16 protein-coding genes and 1 tRNA gene are annotated in these 21839 nt (G+C 38.2%); 6 read left to right on the top strand and 11 right to left on the bottom strand.

All coding sequences use genetic code 11. From position 1 onward, the window contains the following. Positions 1 to 6: 6 nt before the first annotated feature. The 6 genes from HII17_RS11000 to HII17_RS10975 all read right to left on the bottom strand — a co-directional run bounded on the left by HII17_RS11000 (position 7) and on the right by HII17_RS10975 (position 6994). Complete coding sequence (locus HII17_RS11000; RefSeq protein WP_169075414.1) at positions 7 to 1191, bottom strand: glycosyltransferase family 2 protein; 1185 nt, start codon at positions 1189 to 1191, stop codon at positions 7 to 9. After that, positions 1188 to 2279, bottom strand: a complete 1092-nt coding sequence (locus HII17_RS10995) for a glycosyltransferase (RefSeq protein WP_169075413.1) — start codon at positions 2277 to 2279, stop codon at positions 1188 to 1190. The genes HII17_RS11000 and HII17_RS10995 overlap by 4 nt, the downstream gene beginning before the upstream one ends. Further along, positions 2279 to 3739 (bottom strand): GumC family protein, encoded by a 1461-nt coding sequence (locus tag HII17_RS10990; RefSeq protein WP_169075412.1) that lies wholly within the window; start codon positions 3737 to 3739, stop codon positions 2279 to 2281. Before HII17_RS10990 ends, HII17_RS10995 begins: the two co-directional genes overlap by 1 nt. A gap of 1 nt (position 3740) precedes the next feature. Next, entirely contained in the window at positions 3741 to 4193 is a 453-nt protein-coding gene (locus HII17_RS10985) for a hypothetical protein (RefSeq protein WP_169075411.1), read from the bottom strand. Positions 4194 to 4422: 229 nt separating this feature from the next. Then, positions 4423 to 4878, bottom strand: coding sequence for a hypothetical protein (locus HII17_RS10980; RefSeq protein ID WP_169075410.1), 456 nt, complete (start codon positions 4876 to 4878; stop codon positions 4423 to 4425). Positions 4879 to 4888: 10 nt separating this feature from the next. Continuing rightward, on the bottom strand, positions 4889 to 6994 hold the full coding sequence (locus tag HII17_RS10975; RefSeq protein WP_169075409.1) for an LruC domain-containing protein: 2106 nt from the start codon (positions 6992 to 6994) through the stop codon (positions 4889 to 4891). 284 nt (positions 6995 to 7278) lie between these two features. Between HII17_RS10975 and HII17_RS10970 the strand changes: the two genes are divergently transcribed. The 5 genes from HII17_RS10970 (at position 7279) to HII17_RS10950 (ending at position 13837) form a co-directional block, all read left to right on the top strand. After that, a complete protein-coding gene (locus tag HII17_RS10970; protein ID WP_169075408.1) occupies positions 7279 to 7821 on the top strand; it encodes a heme NO-binding domain-containing protein in 543 nt (180 codons plus the stop codon). Continuing rightward, positions 7794 to 9284, top strand: coding sequence for a sensor histidine kinase (locus tag HII17_RS10965; RefSeq protein WP_169075407.1), 1491 nt, complete (start codon positions 7794 to 7796; stop codon positions 9282 to 9284). The genes HII17_RS10970 and HII17_RS10965 overlap by 28 nt, the downstream gene beginning before the upstream one ends. A 187-nt stretch (positions 9285 to 9471) precedes the next feature. After that, positions 9472 to 9548 (top strand) — tRNA-Ile (locus HII17_RS10960). 193 nt (positions 9549 to 9741) lie between these two features. Then, positions 9742 to 11319, top strand: coding sequence for a hypothetical protein (locus tag HII17_RS10955; RefSeq protein ID WP_169075406.1), 1578 nt, complete (start codon positions 9742 to 9744; stop codon positions 11317 to 11319). A 127-nt stretch (positions 11320 to 11446) separates the two neighbouring features. Continuing rightward, entirely contained in the window at positions 11447 to 13837 is a 2391-nt protein-coding gene (locus tag HII17_RS10950) for an EAL domain-containing protein (RefSeq protein ID WP_169075405.1), read from the top strand. Between the two features lie 31 nt (positions 13838 to 13868). On the opposite strand, the gene HII17_RS10945 is transcribed toward HII17_RS10950, so the two are convergent. Both HII17_RS10945 and ygjK read right to left on the bottom strand, forming a co-directional pair. Then, positions 13869 to 14471, bottom strand: coding sequence for an ankyrin repeat domain-containing protein (locus HII17_RS10945; RefSeq protein ID WP_169075404.1), 603 nt, complete (start codon positions 14469 to 14471; stop codon positions 13869 to 13871). A gap of 104 nt (positions 14472 to 14575) precedes the next feature. After that, complete coding sequence (gene ygjK / locus HII17_RS10940; RefSeq protein ID WP_211185329.1) at positions 14576 to 17005, bottom strand: alpha-glucosidase; 2430 nt, start codon at positions 17003 to 17005, stop codon at positions 14576 to 14578. 119 nt (positions 17006 to 17124) lie between these two features. On the opposite strand from ygjK, the gene HII17_RS10935 reads away from it, so the two are divergent. Then, positions 17125 to 17856 (top strand): hypothetical protein, encoded by a 732-nt coding sequence (locus tag HII17_RS10935; RefSeq protein ID WP_169075402.1) that lies wholly within the window; start codon positions 17125 to 17127, stop codon positions 17854 to 17856. Positions 17857 to 17860: 4 nt separating this feature from the next. On the opposite strand, the gene HII17_RS10930 is transcribed toward HII17_RS10935, so the two are convergent. From HII17_RS10930 to acnB, 3 genes are all read right to left on the bottom strand, one after another. Then, the gene (locus HII17_RS10930) at positions 17861 to 18100 is read right to left on the bottom strand and encodes a VF530 family protein (RefSeq protein ID WP_169075401.1); all 240 of its coding nucleotides are present in this window, start codon (positions 18098 to 18100) and stop codon (positions 17861 to 17863) included. 96 nt (positions 18101 to 18196) lie between these two features. Beyond that, positions 18197 to 18799, bottom strand: a complete 603-nt coding sequence (locus tag HII17_RS10925) for a LysE family translocator (protein ID WP_169075400.1) — start codon at positions 18797 to 18799, stop codon at positions 18197 to 18199. A 233-nt stretch (positions 18800 to 19032) separates the two neighbouring features. Next, complete coding sequence (acnB, locus tag HII17_RS10920; RefSeq protein ID WP_169075399.1) at positions 19033 to 21624, bottom strand: bifunctional aconitate hydratase 2/2-methylisocitrate dehydratase; 2592 nt, start codon at positions 21622 to 21624, stop codon at positions 19033 to 19035. Positions 21625 to 21839 lie beyond the last annotated feature (215 nt).

Here is a 21839-nt window from a genome sequence, read left to right as displayed (position 1 = left end):
GGCTCCTTAAATTTTTGACCAAATTTTCTCTTGTAAACCCAACACATACTTTGTTGATCCAATTAACGCAACCCAGTACCCATTCACTAAGTAACACACAAGCTTTAACGCTCCAGTTTTTGGGACACAACGACTTATATTCAAAAGAAAAACACCGCCATATAGCAAAATTTGGGCTGCAAAAGTTACAAGGAAATAGTCATTAATTGTGATTAAATAAGCGTTACAGATAAAAATGAAAAGCAATAAAAATGGCATTAATGCTCGCAACGCTTTACCAGATGCAAAGTTAATAGCATTCCAACCATACTTAGGATTTAGAATAGGCAAAAGCATCAACATTTGTTGGAAGTTACCTGCTGCAATACGTAACCTGCGCTTCATGTCTTGCTCAAGATCGACTTGTTCTAATTCAATAGCCGATACTCGCGCATCATAGATCACCCGGTAGCCTTGCTTTATAACATTCATAGGAATTAAAAAGTCGTCATTAATAGTATGCGCAGGAATATCTTCATAACAAGATTTTCGTATCGCATAAAAAGCACCGTGCGCACCTAACACACTAGCAATAGAGCTTTCTCTTTCCCGCAATTTTCGTTGATACTGCCAGTATTTTTGTTCTCCTAACGAGCCTTTATGTACAAACCGGTATCCACCAGACACGGCTCCTATTGTTTTATTTTCAAATTGACTATCAAGCATTAACAATGAATTAATAGGCAGCAATGCTGAAACATCAGAGAAAACGATATTTTCAAATTTTGCTCGCTTTACGCCTTCTTTAAGTACGGCTACCTTCCCACTGTTTTTTTCAAACTCAATGACTTGGTAGTTTAAATCTTCACATGATAATTCGAGTAATGTTTCAGAAGCGATCTCATAGGTTTCATCGCTGCAACCATCACATAACAAAATTAACTCAAACTTGTCGTTTGGGTAGTCTAAAAAGCCTAAATTTCTAATCTTCTCTGCAATATAAGCTGCTTCATTATATGCAGGAATAACAATCGAGAACCGATTGACAAAGCTGTTATCTTCACCTTTCATGTACTTTCTTGCCTTAATTGATGGCGAATCACCCTCTTTCATACTAGCAATAAAACGTAATAATATTGGGTAAGCTATATGATGATAAATGACCAAAAATATGGCGACACCAAATAGAATAATCATGGCTAAATTAATCATAACTTTCCCCTCAAACTTGGTTGGCTAAGAGTGATGTATTGCGTGATCATGGTTTTAATTGAACGTTCTCTTTCGACAAATTCACGAGGTGATTTAACAAGCTGCTTATTCAAACAATTAAACAACGCCTTTGATAACTGAATTGAGTCGTTAGGCGCTACTACGTGACCAGTACTGTTGCATATAGCCTCTTTACTACCGCCTACATCAGTTATTACAACGGGAATATTGCAAGCTTGTGCCTCCATCGGTGCCAATGGTAATCCTTCATTACTTGAAGACAAACAAAACACATCTAACAGTTGATAAAAGCTACGCATGTCTTCAATATGCCCTAGGAAAAATATGCGATGTAGTAACCCCATTTTTTTCACTTTTCTTAGCAAGTATTCTTTTAGGCTGCCGTCTCCTGCCAACAATAAACCAACACTTTCAGGAAGTTTTGCAACGGCGTCAATCAAAGTATCATGAGATTTAACAGGCTCTAGTCTTGCAGCGCACCCTACAAATTTAAGTTCTTTTGGTAAACCGGCTTGTTCTCTTAAAACATGTTTTGCAATAGGTGTTGGCGTAAAATGTTCGGTATCGACACCATTGGCAATTACGTAAGGATTAACATCAGGTAAAGTAGTTTTAATTTGCTTAGCAACAAAATCTGCATCCGCTACGAATACCGGACGCACAACTTTAAGAAAGCAATCTTGCAATAAACGACGTTTTGTTTGCATCAAGTGCCAAGCATCATGCTCAGTATGAATTACACAATCAATGCCCGACAAACGGGCTGCTAACCCACCATAAATTAACGGACCAATGTGATGTGTGTGAACATACATAGGATCAATACTTTTAAGTAATTCTTTTATCTTAAGAATGATAGACGGTTGCCACCCAGGAGCTTTATTTAAGATATGCACAAACTGCCCAGCTTCGTGATATTTCCCTTTCACACTTTGGCAATTACTACGCTCAAGCGAAATAATATGCACATTATAGTAAGCAGAAGCAGCTCGTTGAAATTCCAATGCAAAGCTTTCAATACCACCCGGTTTAAGGTGTTGAACAATATGAACAATTGACGCTTTCATTACTTTTCTCCTATAAATTGCTGTTCTAATATTCTCGGAATACGCGTTATTACAGGCACTCTCGTTAACATTTCTAACTGTTTTTTTGCACGAACGGTTGTATCTGTAACTTCAGCAAAAAGTGCTAAACCAATTCCCAAACTTAAACCTCCAATAATGCCTGCCAATAAAAAGACCAGAAGTGGAAAGTTGTTTGGTATTGACGGTTGATAGGGCTCATCGATTATTTTAATACGCTCCGGTTGTTCAAATTTACCTAGCGCCCCTGTGATTTTTGCTTTTTCATACCGCGCTAATAAGTCTTCGTAAAGTGCACGTTTAACAGTTAAATCGCGCTCTAATTCCTGAAGGCGGCGCTCCATATCACCACTACTAGCTAAGGTGTTTTTTAAGATCTCTGCCTGACTTTCAATCGAAGCCAATTCTTCACGAATTTGCTCGACTTTACCGTCAGCCAATTGCAATTCTTTAAGTTGAGATACCAACAGCGGGCTTTGCTGGTTGTCTAGATCACCATCTTTCATTTGATTCGCTATTTCCCATAAGCGTTGCAATGATTGTGCGTCTAACTTGTAAGAGGTTTTGCTTTGGATAACACGCTCTTCTTCTAGCTGAACAAGTTTTCTTAAGGCAGTTTGTACTTTGCTATGCTTGTCTGTATAGCGCGAGCGTAAAATGGCTAACTCGCCCTTAGTCGCAACGATGCTTTGTTCTATTTCGCTCATAACAGGATCAACTTGTGCCAACCTTGTTCTGATCGTTTTTTTAGCAGCCAATGCTCCAGATAGTTCTATTTTTCTTTGTTCTATTAACTGAGAAATCTGCGCTAAGCGTTGACTATTTGCTCCATATAAACGAGGTAAACTATCAGCATGCGTTTGTTTAAATTGTGCAAGTGACAACTCCGCACCGCGTAATTCAGTTTGCTTTATAGTTAATTGTTCAGTTAAAAACACCTCAGATGCTGCAATAGCAGAAATCTCCGGAGCTAATAGCTTTTCTAAAAATCGCTTTCTGATTGCAAGTAATGTCGAGTCAATTGCTTCAGGTGAGTTAGCGCGATAAATTAATTTTACTAAGTCTTTCCCTACCAATTGAACACTTAGGGCACTGGAAATCTCCTTTACATATTGTTCCTGTTCAAGTGAAGAAGAATCAGCACTTAACTCACCTAAATCTTCTCCTACTTGAATCAGCATATGACGGCTATGTAATAGAGTATCCAAAGCTGTAATACGATTTTCTAGATCTGTAGATACAGATAAATCCTCCAAAAAAGGATTCATCTTTGCACTTTCTTGCACCAATATCGTGGTATGTGTTTGCCAATTTCTCGGAGTAACAATGCTAATAAGTATTGCGACAATGGGAAAGACTAATACAGGCATAGCGATTAGATAACGTCTTCGCCATAATGCCGCCAGTATTAGGTGAAAGTTAATAATTACAGTAGTGTTCATATTATGACTCCACCACAATATGTAATGTGTCATCTTCTAAAGCTGGCTCAAAAACGATATTTAGTTGCTTATTTATTAGTAAGGCGGTTTGTCGCAAAGCGCTGACACGTTGATTAGTTAGAGACAATTGCTCCCATATATTTTGCGCCTTAGCGGGTGCAATACTTATCGTTAACTTGCTGTAAGTTTTTCCTATAATCGTGGAAAACTTCTGGTGTTCTTTTGGCATTAAGTCAGCACTGTTTGGCATATACCCCAACGTAATTCGTTGGGTTTTAGGTGGCTGTAATGCTCTCAATGATTGGATGGTATGAAGCAATCTACGATTTACCTCTGGCTTTTCTTCCTTTGAAGTATCACCTTGGTTAAAAGCCGTTAACAATAACGTCGAAGCACAACCAGACAAACAGCTGATGCACATTACGACTAGTATTAATTGCTTTAAGAAAACCATGTAGAACTTCCCAGTTAGCTATATATCAATGTTCTCTTAAACATATTTCAAGATGCGTACCAGCAACAAAAAAAATACGCTAAACATTTGTTTAATATACGAATTAATTATCAATCAACATATTATTCAACTAACATACTAGTGACATGTTTTGTGACTTGCTTTGCAGAATGCGAAAAAGCCTTCTTGAATAAGAAGGCTTTTAAATAAAGAACAGGAGCTATATTTTTTAAATACTAATATTCCAGACGCTTACCTCACCTTGTTTCTGCCAAAATACATCGATAACAACAGCATTATTTTCCATCGGCCATATCTGCGCGACTAAAGTTGATTGCGATTCACTTAATGCCAGCTCGAAAGACTGTGGCTGGCTCGTCAGAAAAGTACGCAGCATACAACTATCATAATTGACTATAATCTCGTTATTTTCCTCAGTAAATTCGCTACAAATATTAATGTAATATTGAATGCTTCCTTCTGGCGCTTCTGCAATGTTGATCGTTAAGTCAAAGCTACCAATAAAGCTAAACTCTGGGGTACTGATTAACTCTCCGGTTGTAATATCAATATCTGATGACTGCGGTGCAATAGTTGAGCTAATCGTCGGTTCTTTTGTACTTTCACTTCCGCCACCGCATGCGGTTAAGGTCGATAACAACAATATGATTAATGATTTATTCATTATACTTCCCCTATTTGTTATACACATTGGATGACGTAGCTTTGCTTGTTAAATACCAATCCACGGACTTTGAACCACTGGTTTCAACATACTCTTGGAACATTGGATATGCCTTCAACAAATCGACTTTCTCTAAAGGGTGTCGCCAGTTTTCAGCTTTACCTGGGTTAATCGCGAGCGCCCAAGGCAAACCATTTTCTGTTTGGTATGTATATCCTGAGCCCAAATCACTGCGATCAGATGCCAAGCCAAAGTATCCGCTATCCATTTTCGATGTAGGCACTTTATTCTTTAAGTGAATTTCCATACTTCGACCAGGCTGATAGAAGGAGTCACCGTGATAAGTATTAGGCTTTGCAAAAATAAATGGATTAAATGGTGCACTAGGAAATGTACCTAATGGTATCGGCGTATTAAATGGCACTTTTAAGCTAAATTTCATGCGAGATAAACTCGCGCAACCCACCTGAGTCTGGTAATAACTACAACCATTAGTTGCACTAAAATAGGTACTTAAGTCATTAGATATCATTAAGACCAGAGAATCAGTACCGGACTCTACTAAAGATGTTTCTTGAACTACGCCGTTTATTTCGAATTTAATTAGCCCGGTGTTAGCCGCTGATGGCGAAACACCGTCAATTTGAATGGCATAGCCATTCGCATAAGCAGCACCATACGCTGTTAATTCACCACTAATTTCTAATTGATTAACTTCATTTTCTTGCGAAATTAGTAACGAAGATTTCTGTTTTATTACAACATCATTCATATCATAATCACCCATTTCAGGCCAATTATCTTCAAATGCAATAAAGTAAGTATTATGTTTAAGCTGCGATAAACCTGAGTTAGTAACATATATGCGATAATCTTCAACTTCACCATCGGTTACACCACCATAAGCGATAATGCCGGGTTCAATACTTAATCGAACACGCGCCCAGGTATAACCGGTCAACGCTTCAATAGGGGTATCCACTAAAAAGATTTCAGAGCTGTTATACATAAAGTAATCGGTAACAAGCTTCTCTTCTATTGAAAACTCACCATTCTGGTCAAAATCCACCCAAACATTCACATATCCTCCACCTGTTGTGGAGACTTGAATTAAACTCCCCATACCTGAAATTAATGGCGTAATAAATACAACACCATCATCATCATTCTCTCCAGAGTTCTCGTCACTACTGGGGTACATTTGCGCATTATATTCTGCGTCAACTTTTGAACCTAAATAGTTACTACCCACGCTATGGCGAGCTCCATTATTTTCGAGTGATGTACGATAGCTGTCCGGTGCATCGCCATAATCAACCGTTGGGCTAACAGATTCATCTACAATAGGCGCTGTAGCACAGCGCGCACCATCATTATTGTTAGAGCTAGGTCCATAGGCAAAAAACTCAGCTTCGGGCGTTTGAGCTTTTACATCAATAATGAAAATGCCGCCATCATTGTTTCGGCTGATGTAAAAGTTTCCCTCGACGTCAAAATACACAGCACCAAAAGTTCCTGCTTGTCCGACATTGCCAAGGTTTTCAGATGAACCATTATTCACATCAATTTTGTGAAGTCCCCCGCGATTGTCGACACTGTAGGCAAAAGAGTTTTCCGGATGGAATGCAAAGTCATAAATACTAATAGAAAGCGAATCTTGACTACCGATCATACGTGCGACAAGGTAATCTGAACTATTCTCATCCAACGAAATTTTAAATAAGCCAACGTTTTTCTTATACACAAAGTAACTATTTTCGCTTAAAGCGATATCACCAACAAAGAAGTTCGTACCTGGATTACTGTCAATCTCGAGTGGCTGTGCTTGAAAGTCATCTCCTATTCTGACAATTGTCCCCCACTCATGGCCCCAGCCATAAATATAGTTATCGTGAAAATTAAAACCTACCGCGTTAATTTTGCTACTAGTTCCTAAATTTCCTGATAACAAACTATATTGACCAGTAACCAAATTAACCCCATATAGCTGCGCTACATTTTGTTGCACTAAAAACGCTTTCGACGGACAACTACTAAATGAGGCTGAGTGAGCAGATTGAATTCCACTATTGACTAAAAAAATCAAAAAAAATGCGGATAATGTGACTTTCAACATAAAACGTCCTTACTTTTCATAAACATCAATTACATTGAGCAAAGAGCATTCCAAACGAATAAAACATTAAAAATCAAACTCTTAAACATTCATTCTGAAAAAACTCGAGAATGTGTTTTTGCATTTTGCAATGCATTACCGAGCTATATATTGAAAAGAAAAATACATTGCTTGCCTATAGAACCTGCTGCGCCTTAAACAAATATAAAAGGGATAAAAATTTAACATATTGAAAAACAAAGACTAAACTCACTAAGTAAGGCAAATAAATACGTGGAGTTAAAATGAAGGGTGCAATTTTTTGTGGGTATGCTGAATTTATCGAACAAAACCACGGCTTAATGACGTGGCTAGAAATCATCGACAAAAGTGAACTTGCCACATCCAGCAGTTTCATAGCTACAGAATTGTATGACGACAATATCCTTGTAGAGCTGCTCACCATTACGAGCGATATACTAGGAGTTACAGTAAGTGAAATCCTAACTAGTTTTGGTAAAATATTGTTTCCCAAATTAATGGAAGCTGCTAAGCACCATGTCGATAAATGCGATAATATATTTGATTTTCTCGACCATGTTGAAAATGTCATTCATATTGAAGTGAAAAAAGCTGACCCTTTAGCTTATACCCCTTCACTTATTCTCGACAAAATATCGAATAACAAGTTACTGTTAAAATATACCTCACATCGGCAAGTATGCTTCTTAGCTGAAGGTTTGATTTATGGTGCAGCCAACCACTTTAACCAACAAGTAACTATTGAACATATAAGTTGTACGCATCAAGGAGACAAGCATTGCCTAATGAAAGTGACGACCGACTAGAAGTTGAACGACTCACCAAGCATATAACACTGCTTGAAAAAGCGTTGCGTGATGAACGTGCATCAAAGAAAATTGCAGAGCAAAAACTCGATGATATATATCAACATAGATACGATTCATATCGAGAATTAGTCAGCGCATTGGAGCAAGCCAATCACCGACAAGCGCAATTGCAGGTATTGTCGAATTTGGCAAATTACCATGTTAGTTATAATTCTACCGCTGAAATGCTGACACATTTTCTACAAGAAATATCTCTTCTTCTTGAAGATGCTTCTGTAATATTATTTGACTTTAAAACACCTGAACAGGCTATTTCATATAAATTAGACAAAGAGAACAACAACTTAGTAAAGTTATTACCAAAACGTACAGACATATCAAGTTTATATTCACTTGTTGGCGGTAATGAAAGTCAGTGGCAACGTATTACTGAAAAGCTTACTCACAATCATGAAATCAGCGCATTTTTAGAACACGACTTTCAGTTAGTATTTACTTACCACCGCTTACGCAACAGAGTAAACTTAGTGATTATTGATATCCCTCACTATTGTTACAGCAAAGAGCTAAAACAAACCCTAGATACCGCAGGCCAGCAATTCGTTTCTGCGCTCCAAAAACGCTCTACTGAAGAGAAACTTGCGAATAACTATGAAAAGCTCCAACACACGCTAAAAAAACTGACATCGATGCAGAATCAACTTGTGCATAGTGAAAAAATGGCCTCTATTGGCCAACTTGCAGCCGGAATAGCCCACGAGATAAATAACCCTATCGGCTATGTAAAAAGCAACCTATCGGTACTAAATGACTACATATTACTATTCAACCAAGCAATTAAAGAAGTAGGTAACCACTTACCAGAAAACGAAGAATTAACCTTTGCACAACAAGATATTGGCCCACTTATAGAGTCATGTATCGGAGGCGTTGATCGCGTAGCGGAAATTGTAAGTAGCTTAAACTCATTCTCACGCAAGGAAGAAAGTACCGAACTGCAACCTGTCTCTATTAAAGACATCATAAACGACAGCATAAAAATTGCTTGGAATAACATCAAATATAATAGTGAAATCGACCTTAAATGCACCGAGGACCTTCCTAAAATTATGGGACACAAAGGCGAATTACAGCAGGTACTAATTAACTTGATTGTTAACGCTGTTCATTCACTCGAAGAGCAAGGCAAGATTACTATTAAAGCTTGGGCAAATAAACGCAGAGTATATATATCTGTATCTGACAATGGTTGTGGCATGGATGAAAAAACAAAAAACAAATTGTTTGAACCATTCTTTACGACAAAACCTGAAGGGCAAGGTACCGGGCTTGGGCTTTCAGTATCTTACGCGATTATTGAGCACCATAAAGGCGAAATTAAGGTTGAGTCTACACAAGGAGAAGGAACAACCTTTGAGCTATGTTTTCCTATTGCAAACGAATCCATAGCCATTGCATAATCCCTTAACAATAACGCGAAAAAAATCGCCAAACAGTAGATTAATTTTATTAAATGCTCAACTTTTAAGCTGTTGAACGTATTCAGATAATTTTTTGCTTCCGCTATGGTGACATTAAAATAAAAAATGCTTATACTGCCCCCGCTTGTTCAAAAGGCTTTTTCCTAAGTCTAAAAGCACTCTATATGGCCCGTTAGCTCAGTTGGTTAGAGCACCCGACTCATAATCGGTAGGTCCCCTGTTCAAGTCAGGGACGGGCCACCATTTAATTCAAAGCGTTATTACCCCTTAATGTGTTCCATTTACTTACTGTTTTCTGAAATGGCGACTTTTTAACAAAAGCAATTAATCTAAACCTTAATTTCAAGCGCTCATTCTGATACTTCCAGTGTTGCCCGCAAAGCACTTTTTGTATTAGCTGCTATTCTTTGAAGATAGCACATTAACATGGACGTTTATGAAACAAGTCAACTTCCTGCTCATTCTAGTAATCACCTTAGCAACGGGTTCTTGCGCTTATAAGCCAACAACAGACAGTTATGCACAAGATGCAGAAAATCATATATTGCGGGTTAATCGACATGGCTACCTAATTAATAGTGATTTTGCTACATACCCTTTCTTTAGAAGAAACTCACAAACACCTAAACCAATTAAAGATGCAAACGCTCAAATAGATAGCATGCTCACAGAAGCAGTTTTGCTTGCCTGCAATAAAGCAAATTCTCCTTGTGACGAAGTTACTTCTATCAACGATATTACAGAGGATGTCATTAATAAGATAAACGAATTGAAAATACTCGTTTATGTTCATGGCGGCTTAAATACATACGCAAATACCGACGAAAGAATGGAAAGTCAGCTTTCTCAGATCACTCAAGAACAGAGTGACTGGCACTACCCTATTTATATTTCATGGCCATCTAATGTACCAGGTACGATTCAAGAACATTACTTTGAGGTAAGAGAAGGAAGAGATACGTCTACTTGGGCGGGTATTTTAAGCTCGCCATTTGTGTTGTTCGAAGATATTTTTACGGCAATTGGGCGAGCTCCAGCCAATGTTTATTATCAATTTACCAATGACAAAGACAGGTTTGCTTCTGGCTGGAATAACGATTTTCTCTCCAGTGTCTGGAAAGAAGCTGACTATCAATATACACAACACTTTTTTGACAATCCTGGCGAGTTTGAATCAAACAAATACTACGTCAATGAAATTGAAAACATAAAAATCAATCGCAGTACATACCAAAATACAGGATTTGTTAATGGCGTTAAGTCTGGCGCACTAGTGGTAGTAACGCCCGTAAGGTACGTTGCAGGTATCGTTTGGAATGGCACGCTTGCAGGTGACAGCTGGGACATGATGAAACGTAGAGCTAGAGCTATTGCATATCCTACCGGAGAATTTAATAAATCAGTTCGTGACAGTAATAGAGTTGGTCAAGGTGTAGGCCGTTTGTTTAGTCGATTATTCGAATTAGAGAAACAACACCCTACACTTGATATAAAATTAACGCTTGTAGGACATAGCATGGGCACTATTGTGCTTAACAATATGCTTACCCGTTACCAAACGGATTTCGAGAAAAGCCAGTCACTTGATACCATTGTTTATATGGCTGCAGCGGCAAATACAATAGAAACTCTATCTATAGTACCAGATATTTTACGCAACAATCCTAACAATATCGGCTTCTACAACCTAACACTTAACCGTGTTGCAGAAGTGGCTGAAACTTATTTTGCAGGACTTGCTCCAAGTGGTTCACTTTTAGTATCGATAGACAAGTACCATGATGCACCAGAGCATCATTTATTACGAACATTTGGCTCTGAAGTCAATATTCAATCTTCATTAACAACGATTAGGAACGCTTTTTCAAATATGGACGATCCTGTGACATTAAAAGCATTCAATAAAGTCCAAGATCAACTTCCTTTTAAGCACGGACACTTTGGTGATTTAAAATTTTGGAAATGTGAAACATGGCAAATTTCGACAAATGATGTTGAACAACGTTGTCATTAAATAGCCAACCTATACCAAGTGAAAACAACTATTATGAGTTTATTCGCTTTTTAATTGAAAAAAAGCGCATTCTGGTTAACCATTAATAATAGCTTTATCACTTATTGTTTTAAAGGTTGTATATATAGTGGTTGAAAATAGCTTCCTGCCAAATCAAGCAATTGATAATCAAGATCACTTGGGAATCATTAGTGCATTTGCCATTGACTTGCTGAACTTAAATTCTGTGCAAGAAACTCTGTGGCACTTAGCTCGTAATGTAATTGCACAACTAGGGTTTATTGACGTAGTCATTTACCTTTATGAACCAGAATCTAAAATGCTTATTCAAGCTGCGGCATTTGGCAATAAGAGCCCAGAACATTATGTTATTAAAGACCCTATTGAAATCGCTTTAAATCAAGGTGTCGTCGGTACTTGTGCTGCTTCTCAGCAAGCCATTCGCATTTGCGATACCAGAACATTTCCAGGATATATCGTTGATGACGATATTCGATTGTCAGAACTTGCTGTCCCAATGCTTTCTCAAGGAAAGCTGATCGGTGTTATTGACTCTGAGCACCCAGACTCAAATTTTTATACCGAACAAGATGAACAAACACTAAAAGTATTGGCCTCTATCGCGGCTACTAAAATAACTAGCTCTAGGTCATTTGAAAAGCTTCAAGCCACCGTAGAGCAACTGGAATACAGCAGTAAAATTCAAGAAGTGTTATTTGATATTGCAGAGCTGATATTCAAAACAGACTCTCTAGCCGATTTTTACTACCAACTTCATCAGTGTGTAAAAAAGCTGACCTATGCAGATAACTTTTACATTGCGCTAATTGATGAAGATAATGCTTCTGCATCAATTAGTTATGGGCTAGATGATAAAGACTCAATACCTGTTGGTAAAGAGTTTAAACTAGAGGTTAATCCACCGACATTAACTACGCATGCAATCTCACTTGATCAACCGACACTGTTGAATGAGTACAGTATTTCTAAGTTGATAAAGCAAAAGCAGCTAAAAGTACTAGGTTCTACTCCTCAATACTGGCTAGGCGTACCATTTGGCAACAGTAATTTGAAAGGTATAGTCGTCATCCAAAGTTATGATATTGAGCGCTCTTATGGTCAAAACGATGTCATGCTATTAAACTTTGCTGCCAAGCATATTCACAGCGCCATAGAGCGAATGCTGGCACGAAATGAACTCACATTTTTAGCTCTGCACGACCCATTAACTAAATTACCCAACCGATCACTTTTTCTTGACCGAACTGATCATGCGTTAAAACAAATGTTAAGGCATAAGGAAAATCGTTTAGCTGTCTTTTTTATAGATTTTGATGATTTTAAGCACGTGAACGACACCTATAGCCACTCCGTTGGTGACAAACTATTAATGCAGGTTGCCGAAAGAATTAAAGGCTGTATCAGGGAGTCAGATACTGTCTGCCGTCTAGGCGGTGATGAATTTGCCATATTATTAGAAGAGATCAACACATTAGAACAAGCTCAAAAGATCGCTGACAAAGTCATCAACGCAATTAGAGCACCTTTTGTTATAGAGCAGTTTGAAATTTTCACCTCTTCTAGCATTGGAATGAGTTTTAACAGCGGTGAAGAAACAACCGCTGAAACGTTATTAAAACAAGCCGATGAAGCCATGTATCAAGCCAAGTTTAATGGCAAAAACCAAGTTAAGGTTTATAAAAGTGATTGCGAACAAGCAACAGCAAGCTACAAGCTTGCACTCGATCTTATTCCAGCAGTTGAGCAAGACCAGTTTGTATTACACTTTCAACCTATTGTTTGTTTAGAAAAAGACACCATTATTGCAGCAGAAGCACTGGTTAGGTGGAACCACCCTGAACATGGTTTTATACCGCCGGATAAATTTATTCCTGAATTCGAAAAAAACGGTTGTATTGCCATATTAGACGAATACGTATTTAAACAAGCGATCGTCTTCATAGAGCGCTGGGAAGACAAACCTGAAGAATTTAGGCTTAGTATTAATCTCTCAAGTGCTGGTTTTGCATCTGAAGTTATTAAAAGTCATATAAAACATTATTGGCAAACAGCACCTAATCTTCTTAAGCACATTACACTAGAAATAACCGAACAAACCTTGGTTAATAATGTGAAGCAAACACAAAAAAATATGCAGCTATATAGAGAGATGGGCTTAAAAATTTCGCTGGATGATTTTGGTACTGGATATTCGTCGCTTAGTTACCTTCATATGTTTACTTTTGATAGTCTAAAAATAGATCGAAGCTTTGTCAGTAGTTATGAGGCGGGTCACAACAGTTCAACTATATTAGAGTCAATTATAAACTTGGCCAATTCCATTGGAATTAACGCGATTGCAGAAGGTATAGAGACGCAGGAACAATATAAACTATTGCAAAAACTTGGTGGGAATTATGGCCAAGGCTTTTTAATGGCCAAGCCGTTAATTGAAGAAGACTTTGTTACAGCATCAACACAAAGCCCTCGTTTTTGGATAAAAAACAAGGGTGCATAATTTACTTAAAAATTTAGTTATTTTATTAGCGTTAACTTTCGGCGCCATTGGCTATTAAATAACGATAAATTTCTTTTGTTTTTGCACCATTTAAAGGGCTTCTTAATTCAGTATCGCCTCGAATTTTTTCAACAAGCACTGATAAATTTACATCTGCACCATGTTCCACTAGAAACTTCACCGCCTTAAAGTTGCCAGCTCTAGAGGCACTAATTAATGCCGTTTCGTCATGTTCAACAATGATATCTAACTGCGCGCCATGTCGATGCAAATAGTCAAGTAACTCAACATTATTAGTTAATGCGGCGTTAATTAACGGATTTCCGTCTTGAATACTAGCTTTATTAACATCAGCTCCGCGTTCAACTAGATACTTGACGATATCATTTCGCTCAGACTGTACAGCAATAATCAATGGTGTACCGTCATTACCAATATTTTGATTAATATCGAGACCATCATCAATTAATTGCTCTATTTGAGCTAATTTGCCTTTTGCGATAACTCTCGCAGTTTCATCATTTCCATCATCCTTATAAGAATGAGCAAAACTAGCTGATGCTGCCAAAGTAATGGTCGCTGCAAATGCAGTAACTTTTAGTTTGTGAAAAGAGTCTTTAACTGAATATTTCATGATATTACCTACCTTTAATGTACTTTTAATTGTGTATATACATATAAGGTGCACTTTAATCGTAAATAGTTTGAAAATTTGCAATTTTATTTTCAGCTATTTAGTTACTGCCTAATAAGTCTACCCTGATTGTTCATTAGCATTAGTAAATGCGCAGCACTCCAACTAAAGTTAGTTGCTCCCTGCATTTTTCCGGTTTCAGGATGATAATTTTCTCGAATAGGTTGGTCAGACTTCAACCCTTGTGCATTGGCAATCAATTTTTGGGTTAATTGAGCAGCTTGCGTGTGATAACCATAATTTCCCATTGCCCTAATGCCGAAATAAACTTGATCTAACCACACTCGACCACGCCAATAAATATCAGCACCATAAGCCGGATTGGTCTTGGCTGCAGTACCTAACGGAACAAAAGTATTGAATTCATTTTCGTCTAACATCACATCAACCACTTGCTTAGCAATACTTGGTGATACTAGATTAGCCCAAAGAGGAGACCAGCCCTCAGGGCCTTTGCCACGGTAAGATAGTAACTCTCCTGTACATTGTAGTTTTTTATCATTTGGATTTAACAGGCGGTCGTAGAAATAACCGGTTTCTTTATCAAAAAAGCACTGGCTAATCATAGGTTTTAACTGTTGATACTGTGCTAAATACCCCTTTTCTAAATCCGTTTTTCCTAGCAAATTAGCCATTTTCGCTAATAAACTTTTTTCAAGTAACAGGTAGCTATTTAACTCTACAGATTCTTGATTGATAGAATAACCAACTAACTCACCAATTTGGTTTTTGTTTTCTAAAATTGTGACTTGCCAGTCAGTCATCGCTTGGCCAGCTGGAATGTTTTTGCTATTAGCATAATCAAGCAACTGGCTATCAGTAATAAAGCCAAACCTAGCCGCATTGTCCATTCCAGACTCCCAGCCAGCCGCATGCTGAACAGGAATATCCAGCTTAATATTTGTCATCACTTGGAGTTTATTTAACAAATTCAAAGACAAACATCGATAAGTTAGCCTATCTATATACTTACAATTATTTTCCCCTGCTAATTTGAGTGCTTGTTGTTTATTTGCAAATTCCACATAAAAAATTAATTGCTCATTTTCTGTATGAGCTGGATCTACAGTTCCACCATATTCAATAAGACCATTATTATTATGATCTCTATTTCGATACCACCAATTGTGATATGCCTGAAGTTTAGGGAACAACTCTTTAACAAAGTTAAGATCATTAGTTTTTTGATAAATTTCCCACACCGCCCATGTTGCTAATGGCGGCTTGGTATTTCGTTCATTCCAGTTGCCGCCGTCTCCCTCTCTATAAAGCGCTTTATTATAGAAGACTGCATCAATAACCATCCCTGCATCTTGTGGCCTTAGCACGTCTTCTTCATTAATCTGATAGTCAAACATTGCTCTAACGTTATTTTTAGCTAACTGCCCATTAAATGCAGCCAAGGCAACAGCATGTTTCCAACTATCCCAAGCCCAAACACCATTAAACCATCTTGCCGTTACCGAAGGCGTAATAGCGTCATGTTTAATCGCCCCCGCAGGGCTTCGCCAATTGCCAATTAGCGTTTCTATCGACTTAATCGCTAGAGGATCTTTCCCTTTATTATAGTGATGCCAGCGCAATTTATTTTGTGCAAGTAAGTCTTGATATTCACTAAACCAATTTGAATAATGGTTAGCTTCGATTTCGTGCTCTTCATCGTTGTGATAGTAACTTTGCAGTGTACTAATGTGTTTTGTTTCTTGAGGCACTATAGTGAGCTTGACTTCGCTTGCGTAAGACTTTTTTCTTTGATTTATTTTCGAAATGGCTTTAATTGATCGCGTAATGACATACCGGTTATTACCGCCGGACATACGTTGCCATTTACTTCTTACTTTTCCATATTTAAACACTAAGCTTTGATAATCGTTATGGGCTAAGTTTTCTTGTGTAATTATTAAATTGGCTTGCCCGTTTTCATCTTTAAAAAGCTCTCCTTGCCACGTTAATTTAAGTGTTAAATTTTCACTAGAATGGTTAATTATTTCTGTTAACACTAATGCCGTTCGATTTGAAACAAATCTAAGTGTAAGTTTAAGTGTTAATTTATCATTACTAAATTCTTGAACGAGTGCGCCAGGTATCGCGTAAATTTGTGGATTACTTTGCTCTAATTGAAATTTACGTTTTTCATTCACTAATTCTACGGAAAGTCTTTCCAGCGCTGAAGCGATGAATAAACTATATTCTTCGAATATCACCATTGGCCCGGTAAAGGCTCCGTAATATTTAGCATCGTCAGGCAAAGTAAAGCCATGCCATGCGCCCATATCAAATAAAGGATTAAAGCGCTGATTTTTATATTGATCATATTCCGCAGCCTTTTGCGGGACACCAAAACGATCAACAATATTTCGGTTAACATTATTTGCCACTAGTTGGCTGCTAAAAAAGAATGAAGCCAGCACTAAACACATTAACAAAGCAATTTTATAGAAAGAAAAGTATTTCATTTGACTTATTGTATACATTATACCCCAGGTAATAGTAATACTTTGACTATCATTTGAATAGTACATACTGAAAATGAACTTACTGCCAATTAGTCAGTCTATTTAGCCACTAGTTTTAGTTACGGATAAAAATATTAGTGAAGCAAGGAACAGCTATTGCCATAATTGCCTCTGTTTTTGTGCATTTAGCTTTATTTGGGTTAGTGTCTTTAACTATCGAAAAGCCTATTCATATAGAAAAGCCACCAGAAACGATTAGTAGCTACCTTTACACACCAACTACGCCGCCCCCTATTGAGCAAGAAGCCCCGATTAAGGAAGTACCTGTTCAGCAAGCTGTAGAAGTTATTAAAAGTAAAGTGTCAACTTCAGACGTAGAAGAAGTGACCGAAAGAGTAAAAGAAGTAGTATCAAACCCGCCAAATAAAGCAAGCACACACACACCAAAGCCTGAGGTTAATAAACAAATCCTAACAAGCACCCAGGGAGAAGCCTCGATTAAAGCAGAAGCATTTAAACAACTAGACAGATTGCGGGAATCTATCAGTAACCAAGTAATTGAAGACAGTGTGAATCAATTTCAGCAACATAGATCAGTGTCAGCTATGCACCCTAACCCACTACCGGCGCCTAAGTCAGTTGTTCCTTTAACCCGAGCACAGAAAAAAGAAAAAAATACCGTACGTTACAGCGACGACTTATCAATAATCAAAGGTGAAGACGGTCGATGTGGTATCGAAGAAGACCTATCAAAAGTTGGAATAGAAGGAGTTAAAGCTTATTCAAGCTTCAACTGCGGAGAGTCTAAATTCGATAAAAGTTTTAGATTACACATGAAAAAAGTCGCAAAGAAACTCGGTAAAAGGTGAATTGCTACTGTGAATCAGGCCATTGAAAGCCATGAAAGACATTAATATACATTTCTTCTACTTCTGCTCTTGCCCATGGTGTTCTCCGAAGAAATTTTAAGCTCGACTTAATTGAAGGGTCTTTGTTGAAACAATTTATATTCACTGTTTGTCCCATTTTCTCCCAACCAATTTTGTCTACAAGCTCATTTAAAATAGCTTCGAGCTTTTTACCGTGAAGTGGGTTATTCGGTTGTTCGTTCATAAATGACCTTGAAGTTAAGCGAGCGCATTAAATATGCATTGCTATTATCCTTCGTAATTAAGAAAAAGTATATCTCCTGTTATTCTTGAGCTTTTCCTATGACATTATTTGAACATTGATCATTGGGACAATTGAGATTACAAGTAATACTGCCATCGCACGATTAAACCATATGACAAACAACGGGTTATTAAGCACTTTTTTTAACCCTACGCCGGCAGATAACCAAGCAAATGAACACGGTAATCCAAACAATAAATAGGCCAAAGCAATCCACACAACTTCTGCTAATGAAGCTTCCGCTGCCGAGGAAAATGCAACAATTGCACTGATGGCCATAATCCAAGCTTTAGGGTTAACCCATTGAAATGCAGCTGCTTGTACAAATGATATCGGCTTCGCTTGTTGCTTAGTGTTTGCGGAGACCGGAGTTTGAGCAATTTTAAACGCTAAAAATAATAAATAACCTATGCCAACAACTTTCATCAATGTATAAAGCTGAGGAAACTGATTAAATAGCGACACTAGCCCTATTCCCACAGCGATTACCATGATGGGAAAGCCTAAATTGACACCTAAAATGTGTGGCAAACTTTTCTTAATACCAAAATTTACGCCGGAACTTAACAGCATAATATTGTTAGGGCCTGGTGTACCAGACGTAGAAAAAACAAAAAGAGCGAGGGCAAGAAGTTCCATTTCAAAATGGCCTAGTAAATCGAGTATATAAGCTACTCTACTCTACTCTGTCCATTAAAAGCCTTACATATACAAAATTATAGAAATGAAGCCTACACAGTTTTAAAGCTTCATGTTTTATTCACAAAAAAGGCCAGCAATGCTGACCTTTATATCTTTACACAATTGGTGTTTGCTATTGGCTATAAAAACGCTAAACAAATAGTAGGATTTACCACGAGCTTAATATCAAATTATGCTGGCTCTTGAATAATTACCTTCCCCGCTTTCTTTGTGTAGCGATCCATCTTATGGAAATTCAAATAGCGATAAGTATCAGCAGCTGTTGCATCAATTTTCTTCGCATATTCCATATATTCACTAGGCGTAGGTAATCTACCTAAAATAGCGCCAACGCCCGCAAGCTCAGCAGATGTTAAATAAACATTTGCTCCTGTTCCTAGACGGTTAGGGAAGTTACGCGTTGACGTCGACAATACCGTCGACTTTTCAGCAACACGAGCTTGGTTACCCATACATAATGAACACCCTGGCGTTTCGATGCGCACACCTGCTTTTCCATAAGTAAAATAGTAACCTTCTTCCGTTAGTTGATCACGATCCATCTTGGTTGGTGGAGCAACCCACATACGAGTACTTAATGTGCCACCGAAATCTTCTAGTAGCTTACCTGCCGCACGGAAGTGACCAATGTTCGTCATACAAGAGCCAATGAATACTTCATCAACCTCTGTACCTTGAACTTCTGATAATAACTTCGCATCATCAGGATCGTTTGGACAGCATACGATTGGCTCTTTAATTTCGCTTAAATCAATTTCAAGTACATGAGCATATTCTGCGTCACTATCTGCCGACATTAACGACGGATTTGATAACCAAGCTTCCATACCTTGAATACGACGTTCGATAGTACGCACATCACCGTAACCTTCACTGATCATCCATTTAAGCATCACAATGTTAGATTCTAGATATTCTTTTACTGCATCTTCTTCAAGCTTTATGGTACAACCCGCCGCACTGCGCTCAGCAGAAGCATCAGACAATTCGAATGCCTGCTCGACTGTAAGACCCGTTAAACCCTCGATTTCTAACACTCGGCCAGAGAATTCATTGACTTTGCCTGCTTTTTCAACTGTCAGTAGACCATTTTTAATACCGTAATATGGAATTGCATGTACTAAATCACGTAGTGTAATGCCCGGTTGCATTTCACCTTTAAAGCGAACTAATACAGATTCAGGCATATCTAAAGGCATCACACCTGTTGCGGCAGCAAAGGCAACTAAGCCTGAACCTGCTGGAAAAGAAATTCCTAAAGGGAATCGTGTATGTGAATCACCGCCGGTACCCACCGTATCAGGTAATAACATTCGGTTTAGCCACGAATGAATAACACCATCACCAGGTCGAAGAGAAACACCGCCACGGTTCATCATAAAATCAGGCAAAGTGTGATGAGTGTGCACGTCCACTGGCTTAGGATACGCCGAAGTATGACAGAAAGACTGCATAGTTAAGTCAGCCGAAAAGCCTAAACAAGCCAGATCTTTTAATTCATCACGAGTCATTGGCCCTGTTGTATCTTGAGAGCCAACAGTTGTCATTTTCGGCTCACAGTATTGACCTGCGCGAACACCGTCAACACCGCAAGCTTTACCCACCATTTTTTGCGCCAATGTAAAGCCTTTGGCTGAAGAAGCGGGATCTATAGGTTTAGCAAATAAGTCTGCTTCTGATAAACCTAGCGCTTCGCGCGCTCGTCCTGTTAAACCGCGGCCAATGATCAATGGAATACGACCACCTGCACGCACTTCATCAAGTAACACTGGGCTTAATTCAAACTCAGAAATAACGTCACCAGCGGCATTTTTAACTACCCCTTCATAAGGGTAAATGTCGATAACATCACCCATATTCATTTTTTGTACGTCTAATTCAATTGGTAATGCGCCAGAATCTTCCATCGTGTTATAAAAAATTGGTGCTATTTTTCCACCTAAACAAACGCCACCAGTGCGTTTATTAGGAACATGTGGAATATCATCTCCCATAAACCAGAGCACAGAATTGGTAGCAGATTTTCGAGAAGAACCAGTACCAACAACATCACCTACATAAGCTAAAGGAATACCATCTTTTTGTAATGCTTCGATTTGCTCAATTGGACCAACAATTCCATCGTCATCAGGATTAATACCATCTCGCGCCATTTTAAGCATGGCTTTAGCATGTACAGGAATATCTGGACGAGACCAAGCATCTGGTGCTGGTGATAAATCATCAGTATTGGTCTCACCAGTAACTTTAAATACTTTAACGGTAATTTTATTCGCTACTTTATCGCGAGAGGTAAACCACTCTGCATCAGCCCATGACTGCATGACCTCTTTAGCTGCTGCATTACCTGCTTCGGCTTTTTCTTTCACATCGTAAAATGCATCGAACATTAAGAGTGTTTTCTTTAAACCAGCCGCTGCTGTCGACGCTAACGCATCATTTTCCAGCAAATCAATCATTGGCTGAATGTTATAGCCGCCTAGCATAGTACCCAACAGCTCTGTTGCACGTGTAGTATCCAAAATTGGCGAACTTGCTTCACCTTTTGCAACTGCTGCTAAAAAGCCAGCTTTGACATATGCCGCATCATCAACACCAGGCGGGACACGATTAACCAACAAATCTAATATTAGCGCTTCTTCACCCGCAGGAGGGCTCTTAACTAACTCAATTAATTGAGCCACTTGTTCTGCATCTAATGGTTTTGGAACTACACCTTCTGCCGCGCGCTGTTCTATGTGTTTACGATAATCTTGAAGCACCACATTCACCTTATTTATTATAAAGACACTTAACACTACTAAAAATTACTAACATGAAGCCCTACTGTCAGTATAAATAGTGAGGTTTTTAAAGTTGTAAATTTACTTGCTGATTCTAGCTGATAGTCAAGTAAAAGTTAAAATCAGCAACCACAATTGTTAGTTCAAACTGTAAAGCTAAACGTAAAGTAAAATGAAAAATTGCAACATTAGAC

Source organism: Thalassotalea algicola, assembly GCF_012932965.1.
Classification (GTDB): domain Bacteria; phylum Pseudomonadota; class Gammaproteobacteria; order Enterobacterales; family Alteromonadaceae; genus Thalassotalea_F; species Thalassotalea_F algicola.
The sequence above is the reverse complement of the archived record's forward strand: the minus strand, read 5'-3'. Positions and strand labels throughout refer to the sequence as shown.

Bases quoted from the DNA above. Each gene is read 5' to 3' on its own strand.
- HII17_RS11000 (WP_169075414.1), bottom strand. From the start codon at position 1,191: ATGATTAATTTAGCCATGATTATTCTATTTGGTGTCGCCATATTTTTG.
- HII17_RS10995 (WP_169075413.1), bottom strand. From the start codon at position 2,279: ATGAAAGCGTCAATTGTTCATATTGTTCAACACCTTAAACCGGGTGGT.
- HII17_RS10990 (WP_169075412.1), bottom strand. From the start codon at position 3,739: ATGAACACTACTGTAATTATTAACTTTCACCTAATACTGGCGGCATTA.
- HII17_RS10985 (WP_169075411.1), bottom strand. From the start codon at position 4,193: ATGGTTTTCTTAAAGCAATTAATACTAGTCGTAATGTGCATCAGCTGT.
- HII17_RS10980 (WP_169075410.1), bottom strand. From the start codon at position 4,878: ATGAATAAATCATTAATCATATTGTTGTTATCGACCTTAACCGCATGC.
- HII17_RS10975 (WP_169075409.1), bottom strand. From the start codon at position 6,994: ATGTTGAAAGTCACATTATCCGCATTTTTTTTGATTTTTTTAGTCAAT.
- HII17_RS10970 (WP_169075408.1), top strand. From the start codon at position 7,279: ATGAAGGGTGCAATTTTTTGTGGGTATGCTGAATTTATCGAACAAAAC.
- HII17_RS10955 (WP_169075406.1), top strand. From the start codon at position 9,742: ATGAAACAAGTCAACTTCCTGCTCATTCTAGTAATCACCTTAGCAACG.
- HII17_RS10945 (WP_169075404.1), bottom strand. From the start codon at position 14,471: ATGAAATATTCAGTTAAAGACTCTTTTCACAAACTAAAAGTTACTGCA.
- ygjK (WP_211185329.1), bottom strand. From the start codon at position 17,005: ATGTATACAATAAGTCAAATGAAATACTTTTCTTTCTATAAAATTGCT.
- HII17_RS10930 (WP_169075401.1), bottom strand. From the start codon at position 18,100: ATGAACGAACAACCGAATAACCCACTTCACGGTAAAAAGCTCGAAGCT.
- HII17_RS10925 (WP_169075400.1), bottom strand. From the start codon at position 18,799: ATGGAACTTCTTGCCCTCGCTCTTTTTGTTTTTTCTACGTCTGGTACA.